This is a genomic window from Arthrobacter rhamnosi (assembly GCF_054510975.1).
The window spans coordinates 285,922-305,519 of record NZ_JBTNDN010000004.1; the positions used below are offsets into that span (position 1 = coordinate 285,922).

Annotated in this window: 20 protein-coding genes; 9 read left to right on the plus strand and 11 right to left on the minus strand. The window is 68.4% G+C overall.

Features of this window, described 5'->3' with window-relative positions:
* The first annotated feature begins 68 nt into the window (after positions 1-68).
* Both sdhA and ACX80J_RS11815 read left to right on the plus strand, forming a co-directional pair.
* The gene (sdhA, locus tag ACX80J_RS11810) at positions 69-1,847 is read left to right on the plus strand and encodes a succinate dehydrogenase flavoprotein subunit (RefSeq protein ID WP_459345090.1); all 1,779 of its coding nucleotides are present in this window, start codon (positions 69-71) and stop codon (positions 1,845-1,847) included.
* Positions 1,847-2,632, plus strand: coding sequence for a succinate dehydrogenase iron-sulfur subunit (locus tag ACX80J_RS11815; protein WP_459345089.1), 786 nt, complete (start codon positions 1,847-1,849; stop codon positions 2,630-2,632). Before sdhA ends, ACX80J_RS11815 begins: the two co-directional genes overlap by 1 nt.
* 119 nt (positions 2,633-2,751) lie before the next feature.
* Here ACX80J_RS11815 and ACX80J_RS11820 read toward each other — a convergent pair whose 3' ends face one another.
* Genes ACX80J_RS11820 through ACX80J_RS11840 form a run of 5 tightly spaced genes read right to left on the minus strand, consistent with a single transcriptional unit; the run spans position 2,752 to position 6,837 of the window.
* The gene (locus ACX80J_RS11820) at positions 2,752-3,840 is read right to left on the minus strand and encodes a YihY/virulence factor BrkB family protein (protein ID WP_459347887.1); all 1,089 of its coding nucleotides are present in this window, start codon (positions 3,838-3,840) and stop codon (positions 2,752-2,754) included.
* Positions 3,815-4,414 (minus strand): 2'-5' RNA ligase family protein, encoded by a 600-nt coding sequence (locus tag ACX80J_RS11825; RefSeq protein ID WP_459347888.1) that lies wholly within the window; start codon positions 4,412-4,414, stop codon positions 3,815-3,817. The genes ACX80J_RS11820 and ACX80J_RS11825 overlap by 26 nt, the downstream gene beginning before the upstream one ends.
* A 3-nt stretch (positions 4,415-4,417) precedes the next feature.
* Positions 4,418-5,458 carry a tryptophan--tRNA ligase gene (gene trpS, locus ACX80J_RS11830; protein ID WP_459345086.1) on the minus strand — a complete coding sequence of 347 codons (1,041 nt, stop codon included), beginning with the start codon at positions 5,456-5,458 and terminating at the stop codon, positions 4,418-4,420.
* A gap of 16 nt (positions 5,459-5,474) precedes the next feature.
* Positions 5,475-6,308, minus strand: a complete 834-nt coding sequence (locus ACX80J_RS11835; RefSeq protein WP_459347889.1) for an exodeoxyribonuclease III — start codon at positions 6,306-6,308, stop codon at positions 5,475-5,477.
* 43 nt (positions 6,309-6,351) lie between these two features.
* Positions 6,352-6,837: a hypothetical protein gene (locus ACX80J_RS11840; RefSeq protein WP_459347890.1), complete on the minus strand. Its 486-nt coding sequence runs from the start codon at positions 6,835-6,837 to the stop codon at positions 6,352-6,354.
* Between the two features lie 169 nt (positions 6,838-7,006).
* On the opposite strand from ACX80J_RS11840, the gene ACX80J_RS11845 reads away from it, so the two are divergent.
* Positions 7,007-7,780 carry a hypothetical protein gene (locus tag ACX80J_RS11845; RefSeq protein WP_459345083.1) on the plus strand — a complete coding sequence of 258 codons (774 nt, stop codon included), beginning with the start codon at positions 7,007-7,009 and terminating at the stop codon, positions 7,778-7,780.
* A gap of 10 nt (positions 7,781-7,790) precedes the next feature.
* Positions 7,791-8,510, plus strand: a complete 720-nt coding sequence (locus tag ACX80J_RS11850) for a class F sortase (RefSeq protein WP_459347891.1) — start codon at positions 7,791-7,793, stop codon at positions 8,508-8,510.
* A 23-nt stretch (positions 8,511-8,533) separates the two neighbouring features.
* On the opposite strand, the gene ACX80J_RS11855 is transcribed toward ACX80J_RS11850, so the two are convergent.
* The 6 genes from ACX80J_RS11855 to glyA form a co-directional block, all read right to left on the minus strand.
* Positions 8,534-9,367, minus strand: a complete 834-nt coding sequence (locus ACX80J_RS11855; RefSeq protein WP_459347892.1) for an ABC transporter permease — start codon at positions 9,365-9,367, stop codon at positions 8,534-8,536.
* Entirely contained in the window at positions 9,364-10,233 is an 870-nt protein-coding gene (locus ACX80J_RS11860; RefSeq protein WP_459347893.1) for an ABC transporter permease, read from the minus strand. Before ACX80J_RS11860 ends, ACX80J_RS11855 begins: the two co-directional genes overlap by 4 nt.
* A complete protein-coding gene (locus ACX80J_RS11865; protein ID WP_459347894.1) occupies positions 10,226-11,167 on the minus strand; it encodes an ABC transporter ATP-binding protein in 942 nt (313 codons plus the stop codon). Before ACX80J_RS11865 ends, ACX80J_RS11860 begins: the two co-directional genes overlap by 8 nt.
* Positions 11,168-11,230: 63 nt before the next feature.
* A complete protein-coding gene (locus ACX80J_RS11870) occupies positions 11,231-12,127 on the minus strand; it encodes a bifunctional methylenetetrahydrofolate dehydrogenase/methenyltetrahydrofolate cyclohydrolase (RefSeq protein WP_459347895.1) in 897 nt (298 codons plus the stop codon).
* On the minus strand, positions 12,099-12,275 hold the full coding sequence (locus ACX80J_RS11875; protein ID WP_459345077.1) for a hypothetical protein: 177 nt from the start codon (positions 12,273-12,275) through the stop codon (positions 12,099-12,101). Before ACX80J_RS11875 ends, ACX80J_RS11870 begins: the two co-directional genes overlap by 29 nt.
* A 5-nt stretch (positions 12,276-12,280) precedes the next feature.
* Positions 12,281-13,588, minus strand: a complete 1,308-nt coding sequence (gene glyA / locus ACX80J_RS11880; protein ID WP_459347896.1) for a serine hydroxymethyltransferase — start codon at positions 13,586-13,588, stop codon at positions 12,281-12,283.
* A 430-nt stretch (positions 13,589-14,018) separates the two neighbouring features.
* Between glyA and ACX80J_RS11885 the strand changes: the two genes are divergently transcribed.
* The 5 genes from ACX80J_RS11885 to mmsA all read left to right on the plus strand — a co-directional run bounded on the left by ACX80J_RS11885 (position 14,019) and on the right by mmsA (position 19,593).
* Positions 14,019-15,209: an NAD(P)-binding domain-containing protein gene (locus tag ACX80J_RS11885; protein WP_459347897.1), complete on the plus strand. Its 1,191-nt coding sequence runs from the start codon at positions 14,019-14,021 to the stop codon at positions 15,207-15,209.
* Positions 15,206-16,066, plus strand: a complete 861-nt coding sequence (gene purU / locus ACX80J_RS11890) for a formyltetrahydrofolate deformylase (protein WP_459347898.1) — start codon at positions 15,206-15,208, stop codon at positions 16,064-16,066. Before ACX80J_RS11885 ends, purU begins: the two co-directional genes overlap by 4 nt.
* An 85-nt stretch (positions 16,067-16,151) precedes the next feature.
* Positions 16,152-16,673, plus strand: a complete 522-nt coding sequence (locus ACX80J_RS11895) for a gamma carbonic anhydrase family protein (protein WP_459347899.1) — start codon at positions 16,152-16,154, stop codon at positions 16,671-16,673.
* 32 nt (positions 16,674-16,705) lie between these two features.
* A complete protein-coding gene (locus tag ACX80J_RS11900; RefSeq protein WP_459345072.1) occupies positions 16,706-17,929 on the plus strand; it encodes an ROK family transcriptional regulator in 1,224 nt (407 codons plus the stop codon).
* Between the two features lie 125 nt (positions 17,930-18,054).
* Positions 18,055-19,593 (plus strand): multiple monosaccharide ABC transporter ATP-binding protein, encoded by a 1,539-nt coding sequence (gene mmsA, locus ACX80J_RS11905; protein ID WP_459345071.1) that lies wholly within the window; start codon positions 18,055-18,057, stop codon positions 19,591-19,593.
* The last annotated feature ends 5 nt before the right edge of the window (positions 19,594-19,598 follow it).

The following is a 19,598-nucleotide window of genomic DNA, read 5'->3' on the forward strand; positions in this document are numbered from 1 at the left end:
GTTCCCGCATGACCGGCCCTGCGGGGCCCCGTCATGCACGACCGGTTTCAACAGAAAGAGCGACCAGCATGCAGGTCCACAAGTACGACGTCGTCATCGTCGGCGCCGGTGGCGCAGGGATGCGCGCAGCCATCGAGTCGGGGCAGCGTGCCCATACCGCCGTCCTGACGAAGCTCTACCCCACCCGTTCGCACACGGGTGCGGCTCAGGGCGGCATGTGCGCTGCACTCGCCAACGTCGAAGAGGACAACTGGGAGTGGCACACCTTCGACACCGTCAAGGGTGGTGACTACCTCGTCGACCAGGACGCGGCCGAGGTCATGGCCAAGGAGGCCATCGAGGCGGTCCTCGACCTCGAGCGGATGGGCCTGCCGTTCAACCGCACGCCCGAGGGGCGCATCGACCAGCGGCGCTTCGGCGGCCACACCCGCGACCACGGCAAGGCCCCTGTCCGCCGGTCCTGCTACGCAGCGGACCGCACCGGCCACATGATCCTGCAGACGCTGTACCAAAACTGCGTCAAGCACAACGTGGAGTTCTACAACGAGTACTACGTGCTCGACCTGCTGATGGTGGACCAGGAAGTCACCGTCGACGGCGTCACCCGCATCCAGAAGCGCGTGGCCGGGGTCGTCTCCTACGACCTCGCCTCGGGTGAGCTGCACATCTTCCAGGCGAAGTCCGTCGTGTTCGCCTCGGGCGGCGTCGGCAAGGTCTACAAGACGACGTCGAACGCCCACACCCTGACGGGCGACGGCATGGGCATCGCGTTCCGCCGCGGCATCCCCCTCGAGGACATGGAGTTCTTCCAGTTCCACCCGACCGGCCTCGCCGGCCTGGGCATCCTGCTGTCCGAGGCGGCGCGCGGCGAAGGCGCGATCCTCCGGAACTCGGAGGGAGAGCGCTTCATGGAGCGCTACGCCCCCACCATCAAGGACCTCGCACCGCGTGACATCGTGGCGCGTTCCATGGCGAACGAGGTCCGCGAGGGCCGTGGCGCCGGGCCGAACAAGGACTACGTCCTCCTCGACCTGACGCACCTCGAGCCCGCGCACATCGATGCGAAGCTCCCCGACATCACCGAGTTCGCCCGCACCTACCTCGGCGTCGAGCCCTACACGGAGCCCGTCCCCGTCTTCCCGACGGCGCACTACGCCATGGGCGGCATCCCGACCAACATCCAGGCCGAGGTCCTGGCGGACAACGACACCGTCGTTCCCGGGCTGTACGCCGCAGGCGAGGTCGCGTGCGTCTCCGTGCACGGGTCGAACCGCCTGGGCACCAACTCGCTCCTCGACATCAACGTCTTCGGCAAGCGCGCCGGCATCGCCGCCGCGCAGTACGCCCTGACGGCCGACTTCGTCGAGATCCCCGAGAATCCCGCGGCCGAGACCGAGCTGCTCCTCGACCGGGCACGCAGCTCGGAAGGCGGAGAGCGCGTCGCGCAGATCCGCAAGGAGCTCCAGGACGTCATGGACGCCAATGTCCAGGTGTTCCGCACCGAGCAGACGCTGCTCGAGGCGCTGCGCGTGATCGATACGCTGGAGGAGCGGTACACCCGTATCACCGTCCAGGACAAGGGCAAGCGATTCAACCTCGACCTGCTGGAGGCCGTGGAACTCGGGTTCCTCCTCGACATGGCGAAGGTCATGACCGCGGCGGCCCTGCACCGCAAGGAATCCCGCGGGGGTCACTTCCGCGAGGACTACCCAGAGCGTGACGACGAGAATTTCATGACCCATTCCATGGCCTACAAGGACCCGAGCGCCACCGAGACAAGCGGCGTCCGCCTTGAGACCAAACCGGTTATCTTCACCCGATACCAGCCCATGGAGCGCAAGTACTGATGAGCACCGAAACGATGGAAAAAGAGCCGGCCTCGAAGATCGAGCTCAGCAAGGACGTCGCCGGCGGAGAGATCCCCACGTTCGACGTCACCCTCAAGGTCCGGCGCTACAACCCGGAGGTCTCCGACGAGGCCCACTGGGACGAGTGGAAGCTGACCATGTACGGCACGGACCGCGTGCTGGACGCCCTGCACAAGGTCAAGTGGGAGCACGACGGCTCGGTGTCCTTCCGTCGGTCCTGCGCCCACGGCGTGTGCGGCTCCGATGCCATGCGCATCAACGGCCGCAACCGCCTGGCCTGCAAGACGCTGCTGAAGGACCTCGACACGTCCAAGCCCATCCTCGTGGAGCCCATCAAGGGCCTGCCGGTGGAGAAGGACCTGATCGTGGACATGGAGCCGTTCTTCCAGTCCTACCGCGAGATCATGCCGTTCCTGATCAGCAAGGGCCACGAGCCTGCGAAGGAGCGCCTGCAGTCCTCGGAGGAGCGCGACCGCTACGACGACACCACCAAGTGCATCCTGTGCGCCGCGTGCACGTCCTCCTGCCCCGTGTTCTGGACCGACGGCCAGTACTTCGGTCCCGCCGCGATCGTGAACGCGCACCGCTTCATCTTCGACTCGCGCGACGATGCCGGGGACATGCGCCTCGAGATCCTCAACGACAAGGAGGGCGTCTGGCGCTGCCGGACCACCTTCAACTGCTCGGAGGCCTGCCCGCGTGGTATCCAGGTCACCAAGGCCATCTCCGAGGTCAAGCAGGCCATCCTGACCCGCAAGGTCTGATCTCGCCACGAGCGAGGACGCACTCCAGCTGCCGAGAAGGGCGGCCCGCACCAGCGGGTCGCCCTTCCTCGTTCCCGGGGCCCCCTGGGCGCGTCGTTGCTGCGAGCAGGACGGGCGGGTCAGGTGGGAGGATTCCCGGTGCCGGGCTTCCGGCGGCTCCGCTGCCGTAGCGTGCCGCCCTTCGCGTGGTGCTCGCGCTCCGCCCTGGTGAGGGCGTCCGCCGACCCTACGGCACACCAGGCGGTCGCCAGCAGGTACACCTGGCTGAGGAGGAAGAACCAGATGAACAACGCCAGGATCACCGCGAAGGACAGCAGCAGCGGGTTGTTGCCGAAAGTGCCGAGGATCTGTGTCGAGAAAGTCCGCAACAGTGTCGTCCCGAGCCCCGCGATGATCGACCCCTGCAACAGGATCCCGCGCGGCATCTGGATGGCCGATGCCGAGTGGAACAGCACCACGGCCACGAGGATGTCCAGCAGGATCATCACGGCGAAGCCCGCCGCCTGCGTCAGCACCTGGCTCACTGCGGTGAGGTGGAGGATCGCCAGGAGAGCGCCCAACGAGTTGGTGGCGACGATACCCAGTCCCGTGGTCACGAGCATGATGACGCCGAGCACTGCGAGCGTGCCCAGATCCTTCAGCCAGACCACGACAGGCGGCGCCGCGACGGGCTGGAGGGCGAAGATCCCGCGCATCGCCTGGCGCATTCCTCCGATCCAACCGAGTGCCGTCACGAGCATCACGGCCGACGACACGACGATCGTCCAGCCCAGCCCACTGGTCGCATCGAAGAGACGGGCGGGGGTCACCAGTCCTCGCCCGTCCTCGCCCATGTCGATCAGTCCCGGCACCGCCCGGTCGAGGGCGTCCACGGAGAGGTCCCGGAGGTCCGCATCCGCCGCAACGACGATGCCGAGCGCGGCGAACCCCACGACCAGGAGTGCCGCGATGGCGAAGAACAGTCGGTATGCCAGCCCGGCCGCCATCAGCGGGCCCCGGCGCTCGTTGTACAGCAGCACCACCCGGACGGGTCGCAGGGTGTAGAAACGGCAGACGACGAGGTCGAGCCGCGCCAGCAGGAGCTCGGAACCCCCGCTGCCCGAACGGTTCAGGCGGCCAAGCCGAACCTGCGCGTCGATGACCTTGCGCTGGAGGTCCGGGAGATTCGCCGGGGACGGCTGCTCAACCGGAGGTGGCTTCGGAGCCATCAGTGACTTCGCCAAAGTGCAGCTCCTCCCTCAGTTTCCAGAGTCCCGACGGCACGTGCTCGTACAGGCCCATGGACCGCACCTCGAACGAGGCCTCGAAGGCATGGAGCTCCTCGACCGCCGCATCCATTCCGGCCTCGGACACATCGTGCGCCACTGTGACGTGCGGATGGAAGGGGAAATCCAGGTCGCGTTCGAGGGGGCCCCTCTGGAGCTTCGAATGCAGGTCGACGCACTCGTCGAAGCCCTCGGCGAGGTTCAGGAACACCACCGGCGACACCGGGCGGAAGGATCCCGTGCTGTGCAGGCGCACCTCGAAGGGCCGCTGCTGCCGGGCGACGGCCCGCACGTGGTCGATGGTGGCGTCCCAGTCCGACGCCGGCGTCGTCGTGATGAGGGTGATGTGGGGCGGGACGACCGCCGCCAAGGGGTCGCCGAAGGACGCCCTCCACGCCTCCAGGTCGCCGGCGAGGGGTTCCGGGATCGGTATGGTGATCCCCACGCAGCTACCGCTCAGGCCGGAACGGGACGTGGCTGATGCCGCTCCGCTGGTCTGACCGGTGGGTGCACACATGGGTCAGCGGGCTCCTGCGGCAGGGAGGAAACCCACACGGGCATAGACGTCGGCGAGGGTGGGAGCCGCCAGCTCGCGTGCCTTCGCGGCGCCCTTCGCCAGCAGGCGGTCGAGCTCGGCGGGGTCGGACAGCAGTTCCTCCGCGCGGACCCGGACCGGCGTGAGCGCGTCCACGACGACGTCGGCGAGATCCACCTTGAGGTGCCCGTACATGCGGCCCGCGTAGTCCGCCTCGAGTTCGGCGATGCCCTTGCCGGACAGGGCCGAGTAGATCGCCAGCAGGTTCGAGATCCCCGGCTTCTCCGCGGAGTCGAAGCGGATCTCCGTGCCGGTGTCGGTGACCGCGGACTTGATGCGCTTGGCCGTGACCTTGGGGTCATCCAGCAGGTTGATCAGCCCGGCGGCCGACGAGGCCGATTTGGACATCTTCGCCGTCGGGTTCTGCAGGTCGTAGATCTTGGCGGACTCCTTCTGGATGAAGGGTTTCGGCACCACGAAGGTCTCACCGAAGCGCGAGTTGAAGCGCTGGGCCAGGTCGCGGCTCAGTTCGACGTGCTGCCGCTGGTCCTCGCCGACGGGGACGCCGTCGGGCTGGTAGAGGAGGATATCGGCGGCCTGGAGGACCGGGTACGTGAAGAGGCCCACGCTGGCGGCGTCCGTGCCCTGCTTCGACGCCTTGTCCTTGAACTGGGTCATCCGCGATGCTTCGCCGAACCCGGTGAAACAGTTCAGCACCCACGCGAGCTGGGCGTGCTCCGGGACGTGGGACTGCACGAAGAGGGTCGCCCTGTCGGGATCGACGCCGCCCGCGATGTACTGGGCGGCCGTGATCCGCGTGCGGTGGGCCAGTTCCTGCGGGTCCTGGGGCACGGTGATCGCGTGCAGGTCGGGGATGAAGAAGACGGCGTCGTACGTGTCCTGCAGGCGTACCCAGTGCACCAGGGCACCGAGGTAGTTGCCGAGGTGCAGGGAACCCGCGGACGGCTGCATCCCGGAGAGGATGCGCTGGCGCCGGTTCGAGCCCGGAGTCGGGGGGATTGTCATGAAGCTGTCCTGCACTCTAGATCTGGTAGTCGACGACGAGCGGCGCGTGGTCCGAGAACCGCGTGTCCCAGCTCGGCGCCCTGTCGACGTCGGCGGTCACCGCGCTCTTCGCGAGGGCCTGCGTGGCCATCTGGTAGTCGATGCGCCAGCCGGTGTCGTTGTCGAACGCCTTGCCCCGCCAGGACCACCAGGTGTAGGGGCCGTCGACGTCGCCGGCGAGGAGGCGGGCCACGTCCAGGAAGCCGCACTCGTCCGAGAAGAACCGGTCGAAGTACGCCCGCTCCTCGGGCAGGAAGCCGGCGTTCTTGACGTTGCCCTTCCAGTTCCGGATGTCGAACGGGGTGTGGCCGACGTTCAGGTCGCCGACCACGACGGCGTGGTCCGCGCCGTCCCGGAGCTGCGGCAGGCGGGTGGTCATGGCGTCGAGGAAGCGGTACTTGTCGTCCTGCTTCGGGGTGCCGACGTCGCCCGAATGGACGTACGCGCTCACGACCGTCAGGGTCGAGCCCTCCACGGTGAAGTCGGCCTCCACCCAGCGGCCGGCCGTGTCGAAGTAGCTGTCACCGATGGTGGTGCGCGTCGCCGTGGGCGCCTGGCGGGAGGCGATCGCCACACCCGCGCGGCCCTTCGCCTCCGCCTCGGTGTGCAGGATGTGCCAGCCGTCGCCCAGCAGGCTGCGGACCACGGCGTCGGGCGCCCGGACCTCCTGCAGACAGAGGATGTCGACGTCCCGTCCGTCCAACCATTCCTGCATGCCGCGCTTGTAGGCGGCGCGGATTCCGTTGACGTTGACGGACGCGATGCGCAGCGGTTTCTGCGGAGGATTCGATGCCGGACTCACTCGATCCACCTTACCCCGGAGGGTTTTCCGATTCATCCCACGCGCGGGCGCGTCAGTCGACGACGGTGCCCTCGACGGGGCCTTCCGTCGAGCCCTTCATCATCGAGCGGGCGTTGTGCGAGGTGATCTCGATGGTCTCGAGCGCGCGCTCCACCATGCCCTCGTCCTTGCCGAGGTACTCCCGGACCACGCCGACCTGCACCTGGACGATCTTGAAGCTGTGGTCGAGCTTCATGTCCCGGGCCCGGTCCGCGGCGATGGGCGCGGTCGACCCCTGCCCCGACCCGCCGAACCCGCTGCCCTGGAGGCGAGCGGCGGCCTTCCGCGCCGCCGAGCGGAGGCTGAAGACCACGAAGCTGAAGATCAGGAGCCAGCCGAGGGAGATGATCACCACCAGCCAGCCGACGACGTCGTTCTGGTTCGCTGCGAAGACGACGGCGACCAGGAACACGACCAGCATGACGGCCATCCCGGCGCTGCCCATGCGCATGCTCAGACCCCGGCCCGCCGGCCGCCCATTACTTCCTAATGACTGCATCCGACCATTCTCCCGTATGGCCCGGACTGCCCCTGTTCCTTCCACCGCGGGCGAACTTCCAGGCTTCTCGAAGATTCCTCCCATCTCCTCCCATCCGTGACCACGCTCACCCCGAAGTACTTCCACGCGCCCCACACGGCGCCTCATTCGCACAACGGAGGAATTTCCAATGAACAAGAAGATGCGTCTCCTCGCAGTACCTGCCCTCGCCATCAGCGCCGTCGCCCTCGCCGGCTCCCCCGCCATGGCAGCGGACGGCTCCTACTCGTCCACCCTGGGCCAGCTCAACGGCACCACGGGCACCGGCACGATCACCCTCGACGTCACGGGCGACAAGGCCATGGTCAACCTTCAGGTTTCCGGCCTCGCACAGACCTTCATGGACGCTCCGTACCCGCACGTCCAGCACATCCACGGTGGAGCGCAGGGCAAGTGCCCCACGCCTGCCGATGACGCCAACGGCGACGGCATCATCAACGTGGCCGAGGGCGTACCGGGCTACGGCGACATCCAGACCACGCTCACCACCTCCGGCGCGACCACCCCCGCCGAGGGCCTGAACCTTCAGCTCGGCGGTCAGGGCGGAACCTACTCCATCCAGCGTGAAATCACCTTGGATGCTGCTACCAAGGCTTCCCTCGAGGCCGGCACCGCCGTCGTCGTCGTGCACGGCCTGGATCCCGCCACCGCCGGTGTCTCCGAGGAAGTCTTCGCCGGCCCGTCGGAGATCGCCCCCGACCTGCCCCTCGGCGCGACCTCGCCCGCACTGTGCGGCACGCTCGTCGCCACCCAGATGGGTGCCATGCCCAATGGTGGGGCCGACACGGGTGTCGCCCAGGAGACCGGCTCCAACACCGGCATGATCGCCCTCGGCGGTGGCCTCGTCCTGGCAGCTGCAGCCGGTGGAACCTACGCAGTGCGCCGCCGCGCAACCAACGCATAATACTGATCCCATGATCAGTGAAGTAACCGGCCACCGCTGGGGCCTCACGGCTCCGGCGGTGGCCGCTCTTTTCCTCCTTGCCGGCTGCGGTGCATCCCCGGCGGCGACGCCGGAGCCGTCGGCCGTTGCCAGCACCTCGGCCACTGCGGCCCCCACCTCGTCTGCCGCCCCCACCTCGTCTGCCGCCGCTGCCCCGACTCCGGCTGCGACGTCGACGTCGACGTCCGCCGCAACCCCCTCCACTCCTGCCGCGGCCCCGGCACAGCCGGCAGTGCTTCCCGCATCGGCACCGGTCACCCTGGAGATCCCGTCCATCGGCGTGCGCACCGACCTGGTTCGCCTGGGCCTGCGCGAGAACCGGAGCCTCGAGGTCCCGCCGGACGGCCCCGGTGCACCCGCCGGCTGGTACGACCGGTCCCCCACCCCGGGTGACCGTGGGCCGGCCGTGATGCTCGGCCACGTCAATGCGACCGACGGCGGCAAGGGCGTCTTCGCCGACCTCCGCGCCCTCGAGGCGGGCGACCGCATGAACGTGACCCGCGAGGACGGCACGACGGCGGTGTTCGAGTTCAAGCGCGGCGAGGCCTACCGCAAGGACGGGTTCCCCACCCTGACCGTGTACGGGAACACGCCCGGGTCGGAACTGCGCCTCATCACCTGTGACGGCTACAACCCGGACACGGGGCTGTTCGACGACAACTACGTGGTCTACGCGACCCTAGTGCCCTGAGGCCTGGACCCTGGTGCCGAGGGCTACCTGAGGAAGAGCTTCCGCAGGCGCAGGGTGGTCAGCAGCATCCCCACGGCGATCATGACGAGGAAGTAGCTGAGGTGGAGGACGGCGGCCGGTGTGAACGAGGCGGCGCTGATCTGGCGTAGCAGCTCTACGCCGTGCCACAGGGGCAGCGCCTGGATGAACCACTGGATGCCCTGCGGATAGACGCTGAGGGGGTAGAAGGTGGCGGAGAACAGGAACATCGGCAGCAGCACGAAGTTGACCCACTCCATCTGCTGGAACGTCTTCATGAAGCTGGTGATCCCCATGCCGAAGGACGCGAAGCCGAACGCGATCACCACCGACGCCGGGATCACGAGCAGGGCCACCGGGGTGGTGATGAGTCCCATCAGCGCCATCACCGCGGTGAAGCCCGTGGCGTACAGGGCGCCGCGCAGGAGGGCCAGGAAGATCTCCCCGATGGCGACGTCCAGGGGGCCGAGCGAGGTGTAGAGCATGCCCTGGTACAGCTTCGCGAAGTTCATCTTGAAGAACACGTTCCACGTGCTGTCGTACACGGCGCCGTTCATGGCGGATACGGCGAGCAGTGCGGGCGCGATGTAGGCCGCATAGCTGATCTCCTCGCCGTTCGGTCCCGTGACCGTGCCGACCAGCGCACCGAGCCCCACTCCCATGGAGAGGAGATAGAGGACCGGTTCGAAGAAGCCGGACACCATGATCAGCCAGTTGCTGCTGCGGGTGGCCAGGAGTCCGCGTGCGATGACCGCCCTCGCGTTGCGCGAGTACAGCGCGGCCATCGGCCGCTTCGAGCCGCTGAGTGCGTAGTCCTTCGCGGTCAGCTGGGCGCTCATCGGCCCAGCCTCCTCGCGTAGACGGTGCGGGCCCTGCGCAGGCCGACGACGGCCAGGACCACCAGGAACAGCACGTGGACGACGGCGAGCTCCGGCGGCACGTCATACCCGTAGGTCAGCGCGCGGCCGAGCTCGGTCCCGTGCCACAACGGTGAGATCCAGCCGATCCAGCGCAGGAACAGCGGAAGGGTGTCGAGCGGGAAGAAGGTCCCCGAGAAGAGGAACAGGGGCGTCACGATGAAGCGCATCACGAGCGCGAACTGTCCCCTGTCCTCCTCGATGCCGGCCGAATAGGCCATCAGCGGGAGGCCGAAGGCGAGTCCGCTGAGCACGGCCACCGGGACGGCGACCACGCCGGTGGCCGACGGGGATGCGCCGAACGCCGCGACGATGAGGAAGTAGATCAGGGTGGTGGCCGTCAGCCGGACGGTGATGGCGAGGATGTGCCCGTGGACGATCTGGTCGGTGCTGAGGGGCGAGGCGTGCGGACCGTAGTAGACCCGCCGCCACTTGAAGCCGTCCATCACGGGGTAGGTGAACTCGGTCGCCGCGGTCATGATGGTCGCCGATGCCAGCAGGGCCGGGGCGAGGAACGCGAGGTAGCTGACGCCGCCGAAAGCGCCGGCGGAGTTCTGGTCGACGAGCGTGGCGAGGCCCACCCCCATCGCGAACAGGTACATGACCGGCGTACCGACGCTGGAGGCGAGCAGGGTCCAGCGGTAGCTGTTCATGGCGCGCAGGACGTGCTCGGCGTAGTACCAGGAGCCGAACCTCCGGGCGCGCCGCGCGGACACCTCGGGCCGGTGGGCGGAGAGGCGGTACGGCGGGGCGGACTCCTGCACGGACGTGCCGGGATCGTCAGTCAACGAGGCTCCGTCCGGTCAGGCGCAGGAAGACGTCCTCGAGGGATGACCGCCGCACGAGGGACGTGATCGGCCGGAGTCCGCGGGCGTTGACCTCCTCCAGCGCCGCCTCGCCGTCGTGCGCGTAGATCAGCACGCGGTCGGGCAACGGTTCGAGTCGCTCCCCGATGCCCTGCAGCTCGGCCGCGACGGTGGTGTTGCGTTCGGATCCGAAGCGCAGCTCGAGCACCTCGCGCGTCGAGTGTTCGCGGATGAGCTGGGCCGGCGAACCCTCGGCCATGATCCGGCCCTTGTCGACGACCACGAGGCGGTCGCAGAGCTGCTCCGCCTCGTCCATGTAGTGCGTGGTGAGGATGAGCGTCACGCCAGATTCCTTGAGGCGGAACAGGCGGTCCCACAGGATGTGGCGGGCCTGCGGGTCGAGGCCCGTGGTGGGCTCGTCCAGCAGGAGGATCTTCGGCTCGTTGATGAGGGAGCGCGCGATGGTCAGGCGTCGCTTCATGCCGCCCGAGAGCGCATCCACCTTCGCCGCCGCCTTGTCCGTGAGCTGCGCGAACTCGAGCAGCTCGTCGGCCTTGGGTTTCAGGTAGCTCATCGGCAGGCCGAAGTAGCGGCCGTAGACGAGGAGGTTGTCCCGCACCCGGAGTTCCTCGTCGAGGTTGTCCTGCTGCGGGACGACACCGAGGTGCGCGCGCACCTCGGGGCCGTGCTGCTCCGGGTCGAGGCCCATGATGGTGAGCTCTCCGGAGGTGCGCTGCGACACGCCACCGATCATGCGCATGGTCGTCGACTTGCCGGCGCCGTTCGGGCCCAGGAGCCCGAAGGACTCGCCCGCCGGCACGTCGAAGGAGATCCCGTCGACCGCCCGGAAATCACCGTAGTGCTTGCTCAGCTTCCGGGCGGAGATCACCGGTGGTCCGGCGGGTATTGTCGACACCCGCCCAGCCTAGGCGAGAACTCCCGGCGGGAGAATCCACCGGGAGCCCTCGGACGGGTACGGCTAGGCGCGCGCCGCCTGGCGCTCGGCCGCCTCGACGACGTTGGCCAGGAGCATGGCGCGTGTCATGGGGCCCACTCCCCCGGGGTTGGGCGAGAGCCAGCTGGCCACCGACGCTGCCCCCGGGTCGACGTCGCCCGTGAGCTTCGCCTTGCCGGTGGCCGGGTCCTCGACCCGGCTGACGCCCACGTCGAGCACGATCGCGCCGGGCTTGAGCTGCTCGGCCCTGATCATGTGGGCGATGCCGGCAGCGGCGACAACGACGTCCGCCCGGCCGAGGTGGTCGGCGAGGTCGACCGTCCCGGTGTGCGCGAGGGTCACGGTCGCGTTGATCTGCTTGCGGGTCAGCAGCAGGCCCAGCGGACGCCCGACCGTCACGCCGCGTCCCACGACGAGCACGTTCCGGCCCATGAGGTCGACGTCGTGGCGGAGCAGGAGCTCCACGATGCCGTGCGGGGTGCAGGGCAGCGGCGAATCCATCGGCGCGTTGACGTTCAGGACCAGCTTGCCCAGGTTGGTGGGATGCAGGCCGTCGGCGTCCTTCGCCGGGTCGATGCGGCCCAGGATGGCGTTCGTGTCGATGTGCGCCGGAAGCGGGAGCTGCACGATGTAGCCCGTGGTGGTGGCGTCGTCGTTCAGCTCGTCGAGGACCGCCTCGAGCTCCTCCTGCGTGATCGTGTCCGGCAGGTCCCGGCGCACGGACGTGATGCCGACCTCCGCGCAGTCGCGGTGCTTGCCGGCCACGTAGGAATGGCTGCCGGGATCGTCCCCCACGAGGACCGTCCCCAGGCCCGGTGTCACGCCTCGCTCGCGCAGTGCCGTCACGCGTTCGGCGAGCTCGGCCTTGATCTGCGCGGCGGTTGCCTTCCCGTCAAGAATGCGGGCTGTCGTCGTACTCATGCGATTCGTCCTTCTCGGAGTGCTTGTCCAGTTGCTCGAGCAGGAATGCCTTGCCGCGGTCGCAGCAGCCGGTGAAGCAGCACTCCTCGGTGGGGATGTCGAAGCCGGTCGACGCCGCGGCCTTCGATCGAAGGGCGCCTGGCGGCAACGGCCCTACCACTCCTCCTGGCCCGGGTACAGCGGGAAGTTCGCGGCGAGCGCGGACACGCGGGTGCGCAGTGCGTCCACGTCGGGTGACGGCTTGAGCGCTGCGGCGATGATCTCCCCGACCTCCGTGAATTCGGCGGCGCCGAACCCGCGGGTGGCGAGCGCCGGGGTGCCGATACGGAGACCGGAGGTGACCATCGGCGGACGGGGGTCGAACGGCACGGCATTGCGGTTGACCGTGATGCCCACGGAGTGCAGGACGTCCTCGGCCTGCTGGCCATCCAGCGACGAGTGGCGCAGGTCCACCAGGACGAGGTGCACGTCGGTACCCCCGGTGAGGACGGAGACGCCGTGCTCGGCGACGTCGGACGCGCTCAGTCGCTCGGCGATGATGCGGGCACCCTCGAGGACGCGCTCCTGGCGTTCCTTGAACTCGGGCGATCCGGCGATCTTGAACGCCGTGGCCTTGCCCGCGATGACATGCATCAGCGGTCCGCCCTGCTGCCCGGGGAAGACACTCGAGTTGAGCTTCTTGGCCCACTCCTGCTTGGCGAGGATGACGCCGGAGCGGGGTCCGGCGAGGGTCTTGTGCACGGTGGACGTGACGACGTCGGAGTGCGGGACGGGGCTGGGGTGGACGCCGGCTGCGACGAGGCCCGCGAAGTGGGCCATGTCCGTCCACAGGAGGGCGCCGACCTCGTCGGCGATGGACCGGAAGGCAGCGAAATCGAGCTGGCGCGGGTAGGCGGACCAACCGGCGATGATCACCTGCGGCTTCTCGGCCCGGGCCTGCTCGCGGACGCGCTCCATGTCCAGGCGGTGCGTGTCCTCCTCGACGCCGTAGGCGGCGACCTCGTACAGCTTGCCGGAGAAGTTGAGCTTCATGCCGTGCGTCAGGTGTCCGCCGTGCGCGAGGGACAGACCCATGATCTTGTCGCCCGGCTTGATCATGGCGGCGAGCGCCGCGGCGTTGGCCTGGGCGCCGGAGTGGGGCTGGACGTTCGCGAACTCGGCGCCGAACAGTGCCTTGACGCGCTCGATCGCGAGGTTCTCCGCGACGTCGACGTGTTCGCACCCGCCGTAGTACCGGCGCCCGGGATAGCCCTCGGCGTACTTGTTGGTGAGCACGCTGCCCTGCGCCTCGAGGACGGCGCGGGGTGCGAAGTTCTCCGAGGCGATCATCTCGAGGGTGTCACGCTGCCGTGCGAGTTCGTCCCGGAGGACGGCGGCGATCTCCGGGTCCACCTCGGACAGCGGGGCATTGGTGACGGAATCTGCGGCAGCGTGGGATGGAGCCATGGGCGACGTTGTCATCGGTTGATCCTTCTCTGGGTCTCGCGTCGAGGTCAGCTTGAGTCGCGGGCAGGATGCGGATCGACTGTCCGCGCCCGGCCGCTCGTGAAACGTGACCCGCGGCCCAGGCGTGCGATCCGTGGTCTGCACCGGAAGCACAGGACGTCCCGAAGGAGAGTCCTGGCCCCACGCCGCTTCCTGGTGGTTGCCCACCCTACGCCAGTCGCGACGCTCCCATGCTAGCCGTACCGCTGGCCGGGTCGCCACCGATGTCCCGGCCGGCGGACTCTGTATGACGTCCGACGGCGGACGCCTTCCTGCCGTTCAGTAGGGACGGGCAGGGCGGGGCGGAGGGCCCGTCAGGGGGTGGAATACGGGCTTGCCCGGGGCTGTTGGGCAGGGTGGGTCCGGAGCTCCGAGAGTCGGAAGCAGGGCCGGGAGAGGTCGGCAGATGCGCGGGTCGTCAGCAGGGCAGACCGGACAGGTTCCGGACGGACCGGTCCGCCGGGTCCGCGCCGTGGTGATCGGCGCCGGCCAGGCGGGGCTGAGCAGCGCGTACCACCTGGGGCGCCGGGGGCTCGAGCCGCACCGCGACTTCGTGGTCCTCGATGCGAATCCCGCTCCGGGGGGTGCCTGGCTGCACCGCTGGCCCGCCCTCACCTTCGACGCCGCCCATGCACTGCACGACCTCCCGGGTTTCCCGCTCGGTACGCCGGACCCCAAGGAGCCCGCGTCCTCCGTGGTGAACCGCTACTACGGGGCCTTCGAACGGGAGTTCGACCTCCCGGTGGTCCGCCCGGTCTCCGCGGTCCGCGTCGACTCCGGATCCGACGAGGCGCCGGACGGCGACGACATAGACGGGGACGACCTGCACGGCGGTGACCGCGGCCCCCTGCACGTGACCACCACCGGTGGCACCTGGGTGGCGGACGTCGTCATCAACGCGACCGGGACGTGGGACCGCCCGTACTGGCCCTATTACCGCGGCCGCGACGTCTTCGCGGGCCGCCAGCTGCACACACGGAACTACCGCTCGGCCGACGAGTTCTCGGGCCAGAGCGTCCTCGTCGTCGGCGGCGGGACGTCCGCGGTGCAGTTCCTGCTCCAGCTCCACGCAGCGGGCGCCATGCCCCTCTGGTCGACCAGGCGCCCTCCGGAATTCACCCGCAGGCCGTTCGACCCCGAGTGGGGCCGGGAGGTCGAGGCGGAGGTGAATGCCCGGACGAGTGCGGGACTCCCGCCGGCCAGCGTCGTGTCTGTCACCGGCCTGTCCCTGACCGCGCAGTACCAGGCGGGCATCGACGCCGGCATCCTCGTGTCGCGGGGCCCCCTGGCCGAGCTCCGGGAACAGTCCGCGGTCTTCGCCGACGGCTCCGAGGAGCCTGTCGACGCGGTCCTGTGGGCCACCGGTTTCCGGGCCGCCCTGGACCACCTGGCTCCGCTGCACCTCCGCGAGCCGGGCGGCGGCATCCGGATGGACGGCGTGCACGTGCTGAAGGAACCGCGCCTCCTGCTCGTCGGCTACGGCGCATCCGCGTCGACGCTCGGCGCGTCCCGCGCCGGACGGGCCGCCGCAACCGCCGCCGTCGCCAGACTCCGGAGCACCGCCGACAGCGGGGCTACCGGTAACCTTGCCGGGTGACTTCCCCCGATACGCCCCGCTCCTATTCCCTGACCCTGTCCTGCCCCGACCGGCCCGGCATCGTGCACGGCGTGAGCGGTGCCCTGGTCGCGGTGGGAGCCAACATCACCGAATCGCAGCAGTACGGCAGCCCGGACACGGGCACCTTCTTCATGCGGGTTGCGCTCACCACGGACTCCACCGAGGAGGCCCTGCATGCGGCCCTCGAGCCCGTCGCCGCGGAGTACGGGATGGAGTGGTCCCTGGCGGAGTCGGAGCGCCGCACCAGGACCCTCATCATGGTGTCCAAGGCCGCACACTGCCTCAACGACCTCCTGTTCCAGCACCGCTCGGGTACCCTCGCCATCGACCTCCCCGTCATCGTCTCCAATCACCGCGACCTCGAGGACCTCGCCGCCTTCTACGGCGTCGAGTTCCACCACATCCCCGTGACCCCGGACACGAAGGCCGAGGCCGAGGACGCGCTGCGCGCCCTCATGGACGAGCACGACATCGAACTCGTGGTGCTCGCCCGGTACATGCAGGTCCTCAGCGACACGCTCTGCGAGGACCTGCGGGGCCGGGCCATCAACATCCACCACTCGTTCCTGCCGTCCTTCAAGGGCGCCCGGCCGTACCACCAAGCCCACGCGCGCGGGGTCAAGCTGATCGGCGCGACGGCCCACTACGTCACGGCGGCCCTCGACGAGGGGCCGATCATCGAGCAGGAGGTCATCCGCGTGGACCACGCCCGCACCGCCGAGCAGCTGGCATCGATCGGACGCGAGCTCGAGGGACGCGCACTGGTCCAGGCCGTGCAGTGGTACGCGGAGCGCCGCGTCCTCCTCGACGGGCGCCGCACCATCGTCTTCAACTGACCGGTCCTCAGTGGACGGGACCCGGCCGGAACCTGGCCGGGACCGATCGCTCCCCGGCCGGCAGGGCGTCGCCTAGGCTGGCGCCATGGCACACCTGATCCCCTTCCGGGGCAATACCCCCGACGTCAGCGATTCCGCATTCACCGCCCCGACGGCCTCCCTCATCGGTGAGGTGGTGCTGGGGCCCTTCGCCAGCGTCTTCTACGGCGCCACCGTCCGCGCGGACACCGCTCCCATCACCATCGGTGAGGGCACCAACCTGCAGGACAACGTGGTGGTGCATGCGGACCCGGGTCACCCGGCGAGGATCGGCGACCGCGTGAGCGTGGGGCACGGCGCCGTCGTCCACGGGTGCACCATCGAGGACGACTGCCTCATCGGCATGGGCGCGACGGTGCTCAACGGCGCCGTCGTCGGTTCCGGCTCCCTCGTCGCCGCGGGCGCCGTGGTGCTCGAAGGCATGGTCGTCCCTCCCCGCTCGCTCGTCGCAGGAGTGCCCGCGAAAGTGCACCGGGAACTCGCTGACGACGAGGTCGCCGCCGTGAAGGCCAACGCGGAACGCTATAAAGCACTCGCGCAGGAACATCGTCAAGCGTTAACTTCTTGACTACAAGTGGCCCCTGCGGCACCCTAGAGGTCATGCCCGCAGAATCCACCTCGACGGCGAGGACACGCTTGAGCGCCGCGCTCCCGAAGCCGGGCTCCCAATCCGCACTGCGCGAGCAGAACCAGCAGCGGGTCATCGCGGCGCTCATGAGCGGCGGCCCCCAGACGCAGGCGGAACTGTCACGGCAGACCGGGCTGTCGACCGCCACGGTCTCCAACATCGTGAAGGTCATGGCCGCCACCGGCGTCGTCAGCACCTCACCGACCACCAGCTCGGGACGGCGCGCCCTCTCGGTGATCCTCAATGACAACGGACAGGTCGCGGCCGGCATCGACATCGGCCGGCGGCACCTCCGTGTCGTCCTTGCAAGCCCCAACTACCGGGTCGTCCAGGAAGCCTCCGTCGCACTCCCGCTGGGACACAGCGCCGTGGAGGGACTCACGGCGGCCTCGGACCTCCTCGACAGGCTGCTTGAGAACGGGGGCATCAGCCGGCACGCGCTCCTCGGCGCCGGCATCGGCATTCCGGGGCCCATCGACCGACGGACCGGGACCGTGGTCCAGGGTGCCATTCTGCCCGAGTGGGTGGGCATCAACATCCACGAGACCTTCAGCGAGAGGCTCCAGGTGCCCGTCTTCATCGACAATGACGCGAATCTGGGCGCGCTGGCGCAGGTGACGTGGGGTCCACACAGCTCGGTCGACAACCTGATGTTCATGAAGGTGGGCTCCGGCATCGGATCCGGCCTCGTGCTCAATGGAGCGCTCTACTACGGCAACGTCGGCATCACCGGGGAACTGGGCCACACGACCATCAACGAGCACGGGGTGGTGTGCCGGTGCGGAAACCGGGGCTGCCTCGAGACGGTCGCGTCGACGTCGACGATGATCGAGCTGCTCAGCCGCGCCAGCATCGAGACCATCGACACCCAGCGCATCATCGACTGGGCCCTGGCCGGCGATAAGGCCACCCTGCGCGTGATCGACGACGCCGGCGTCGCCATCGGCCGGGCGCTGGCCCACACTGCCAACCTCATCAACCCGGAGACCATCGTCATCGGGGGGCCACTCACCAGCCTCGGGGAGATCCTCCTCGAGCCCATCCGCCGCGGGCTGGCCCGCCACGCCGTGCCCATCATCGGCGAGACGACGAGCGTCTGCATGTCCTCCCTCGGCGACCGCGCGGAGGCCCTGGGGGCCGCCGCCGTCGTCCTCGCCCAACCTGGTCTGTCCCCGCGGCTGGCAAGTTCCGCATAACGTTCCCGTCTCTATTTCGTGCGCTTTGCGTTCAACAGTTGACGACAAGGCGATATAGCGTGTTCAATTCTTTCGGGCCGTGGTTGGGCCTGCACCAAGACAACGCCGTCACCGCGGGAGGCCCCATGAATAACCACACCATCCTCGAGATGCGTTCCATCACCAAGGAATTCCCGGGAGTCAAAGCCCTCTCCGACGTGTCACTGGAAGTCCAGGCGGGCGAGATCCACGCCATCTGCGGGGAGAACGGCGCCGGCAAGTCCACGCTCATGAAGGTCCTCTCAGGGCTCTACCCCCACGGTGACTACACCGGCCAGATCTTCTTCCAGGGCAAGGAGGTCCAGTTCAAGGACATCCGGTCCAGCGAGGCGGCGGGCATCGTCATCATCCACCAGGAACTCGCGCTCATCCCGGAACTCTCGATCGCCGAGAACATCTTCCTCGGCAACGAGCCCACCCGCTTCGGCGTCATCGACTGGGACTACGTCAACCGCACCACGCTGGAACTCATGGCCCGCGTGGGCCTCAGCGAGGACCCGGTCACCAAGGTCAAGGACATCGGCGTCGGCAAGCAGCAGCTCGTCGAGATCGCCAAGGCGCTCAACAAGTCCGTGAAACTGCTGATCCTCGACGAGCCCACGGCGGCCCTCAACGAATCCGACTCCCAGCACCTGCTGGACCTCATGGCGGGCCTGCGCTCCAAGGGCATCTCGTGCATCATGATCTCGCACAAGCTCAACGAGATCGAGCAGATCGCCGACTCGATCACCATCATCCGCGACGGAAAGTCGATCGAGACGCTGCACGTGAAGAACGACGGCGTCGACGAGGACCGCATCATCCGCGGCATGGTGGGCCGGTCGCTCGAATCCCGCTTCCCCGAGCACACGCCGAAGATCGGTGAGACGTTCTTCGAGGTCCGCAACTGGACGGTCGGCCACCCCACGGTGTCCGACCGCCTCGTCTGCAAGAACTCGAGCTTCCACGTGCGCCGGGGTGAGATCGTCGGTTTCGCCGGTCTCATGGGCGCGGGACGCACGGAGCTCGCGCGCTCCGTCTTCGGCCGGTCCTACGGCACCTTCAAGTCGGGACAGATCTTCATCAACGGCAAGGAGGTCACCCTTCGCTCGGTGCCGCAGGCGATCCACGCGGGCCTCGCGTACGTGACGGAGGACCGCAAGTCGCTCGGGCTCAACCTGCTCGACGACATCAAAACCACCACGGTGTCCGCCGACCTGAAGAAGATCACCCGCGGACTCGTCGTCGACAAGGACGAGGAGTACAGCGTCGCGGAGGAGTACCGGAAGTCGCTGCGCACCAAGACGCCGAGCGTCAACGAGGGCGTCGCGAAGCTCTCCGGCGGCAACCAGCAGAAGGTGGTCCTGTCCAAGTGGATGTTCACCGATCCCGAACTCCTGATCCTCGACGAGCCCACCCGCGGCATCGACGTCGGAGCGAAGTACGAGATCTACGGCATCATCCAGAAGCTCGCAGACCAGGGGAAGGGCGTCATCGTCATCTCCTCGGAACTGCCCGAACTGCTCGGCCTCTCGGATCGGATCTACACGATCTTCGAGGGCGCGATCACGGGTGAACTCACCCGCGACGACGCGAACCAGGAATCCCTGATGAAACTCATGACCGCCAGCAGGAAATCTGCCTGACCGTA

Excerpts from the sequence above, each read along its gene's own strand:
- ACX80J_RS11885 (WP_459347897.1), top strand. The coding sequence starts at position 14,019 with ATGCGCGGGTCGTCAGCAGGGCAGACCGGACAGGTTCCGGACGGACCG.
- sdhA (WP_459345090.1), top strand. The coding sequence starts at position 69 with ATGCAGGTCCACAAGTACGACGTCGTCATCGTCGGCGCCGGTGGCGCA.
- ACX80J_RS11855 (WP_459347892.1), bottom strand. The coding sequence starts at position 9,367 with ATGAGCGCCCAGCTGACCGCGAAGGACTACGCACTCAGCGGCTCGAAG.
- ACX80J_RS11895 (WP_459347899.1), top strand. The coding sequence starts at position 16,152 with ATGGCACACCTGATCCCCTTCCGGGGCAATACCCCCGACGTCAGCGAT.
- ACX80J_RS11850 (WP_459347891.1), top strand. The coding sequence starts at position 7,791 with ATGATCAGTGAAGTAACCGGCCACCGCTGGGGCCTCACGGCTCCGGCG.
- glyA (WP_459347896.1), bottom strand. The coding sequence starts at position 13,588 with ATGACAACGTCGCCCATGGCTCCATCCCACGCTGCCGCAGATTCCGTC.
- ACX80J_RS11825 (WP_459347888.1), bottom strand. The coding sequence starts at position 4,414 with ATGTGTGCACCCACCGGTCAGACCAGCGGAGCGGCATCAGCCACGTCC.
- ACX80J_RS11840 (WP_459347890.1), bottom strand. The coding sequence starts at position 6,837 with ATGCAGTCATTAGGAAGTAATGGGCGGCCGGCGGGCCGGGGTCTGAGC.
- ACX80J_RS11870 (WP_459347895.1), bottom strand. The coding sequence starts at position 12,127 with ATGAGTACGACGACAGCCCGCATTCTTGACGGGAAGGCAACCGCCGCG.
- ACX80J_RS11815 (WP_459345089.1), top strand. The coding sequence starts at position 1,847 with ATGAGCACCGAAACGATGGAAAAAGAGCCGGCCTCGAAGATCGAGCTC.
- ACX80J_RS11845 (WP_459345083.1), top strand. The coding sequence starts at position 7,007 with ATGAACAAGAAGATGCGTCTCCTCGCAGTACCTGCCCTCGCCATCAGC.
- ACX80J_RS11900 (WP_459345072.1), top strand. The coding sequence starts at position 16,706 with ATGCCCGCAGAATCCACCTCGACGGCGAGGACACGCTTGAGCGCCGCG.
- trpS (WP_459345086.1), bottom strand. The coding sequence starts at position 5,458 with ATGACAATCCCCCCGACTCCGGGCTCGAACCGGCGCCAGCGCATCCTC.
- ACX80J_RS11820 (WP_459347887.1), bottom strand. The coding sequence starts at position 3,840 with ATGGCTCCGAAGCCACCTCCGGTTGAGCAGCCGTCCCCGGCGAATCTC.
- mmsA (WP_459345071.1), top strand. The coding sequence starts at position 18,055 with ATGAATAACCACACCATCCTCGAGATGCGTTCCATCACCAAGGAATTC.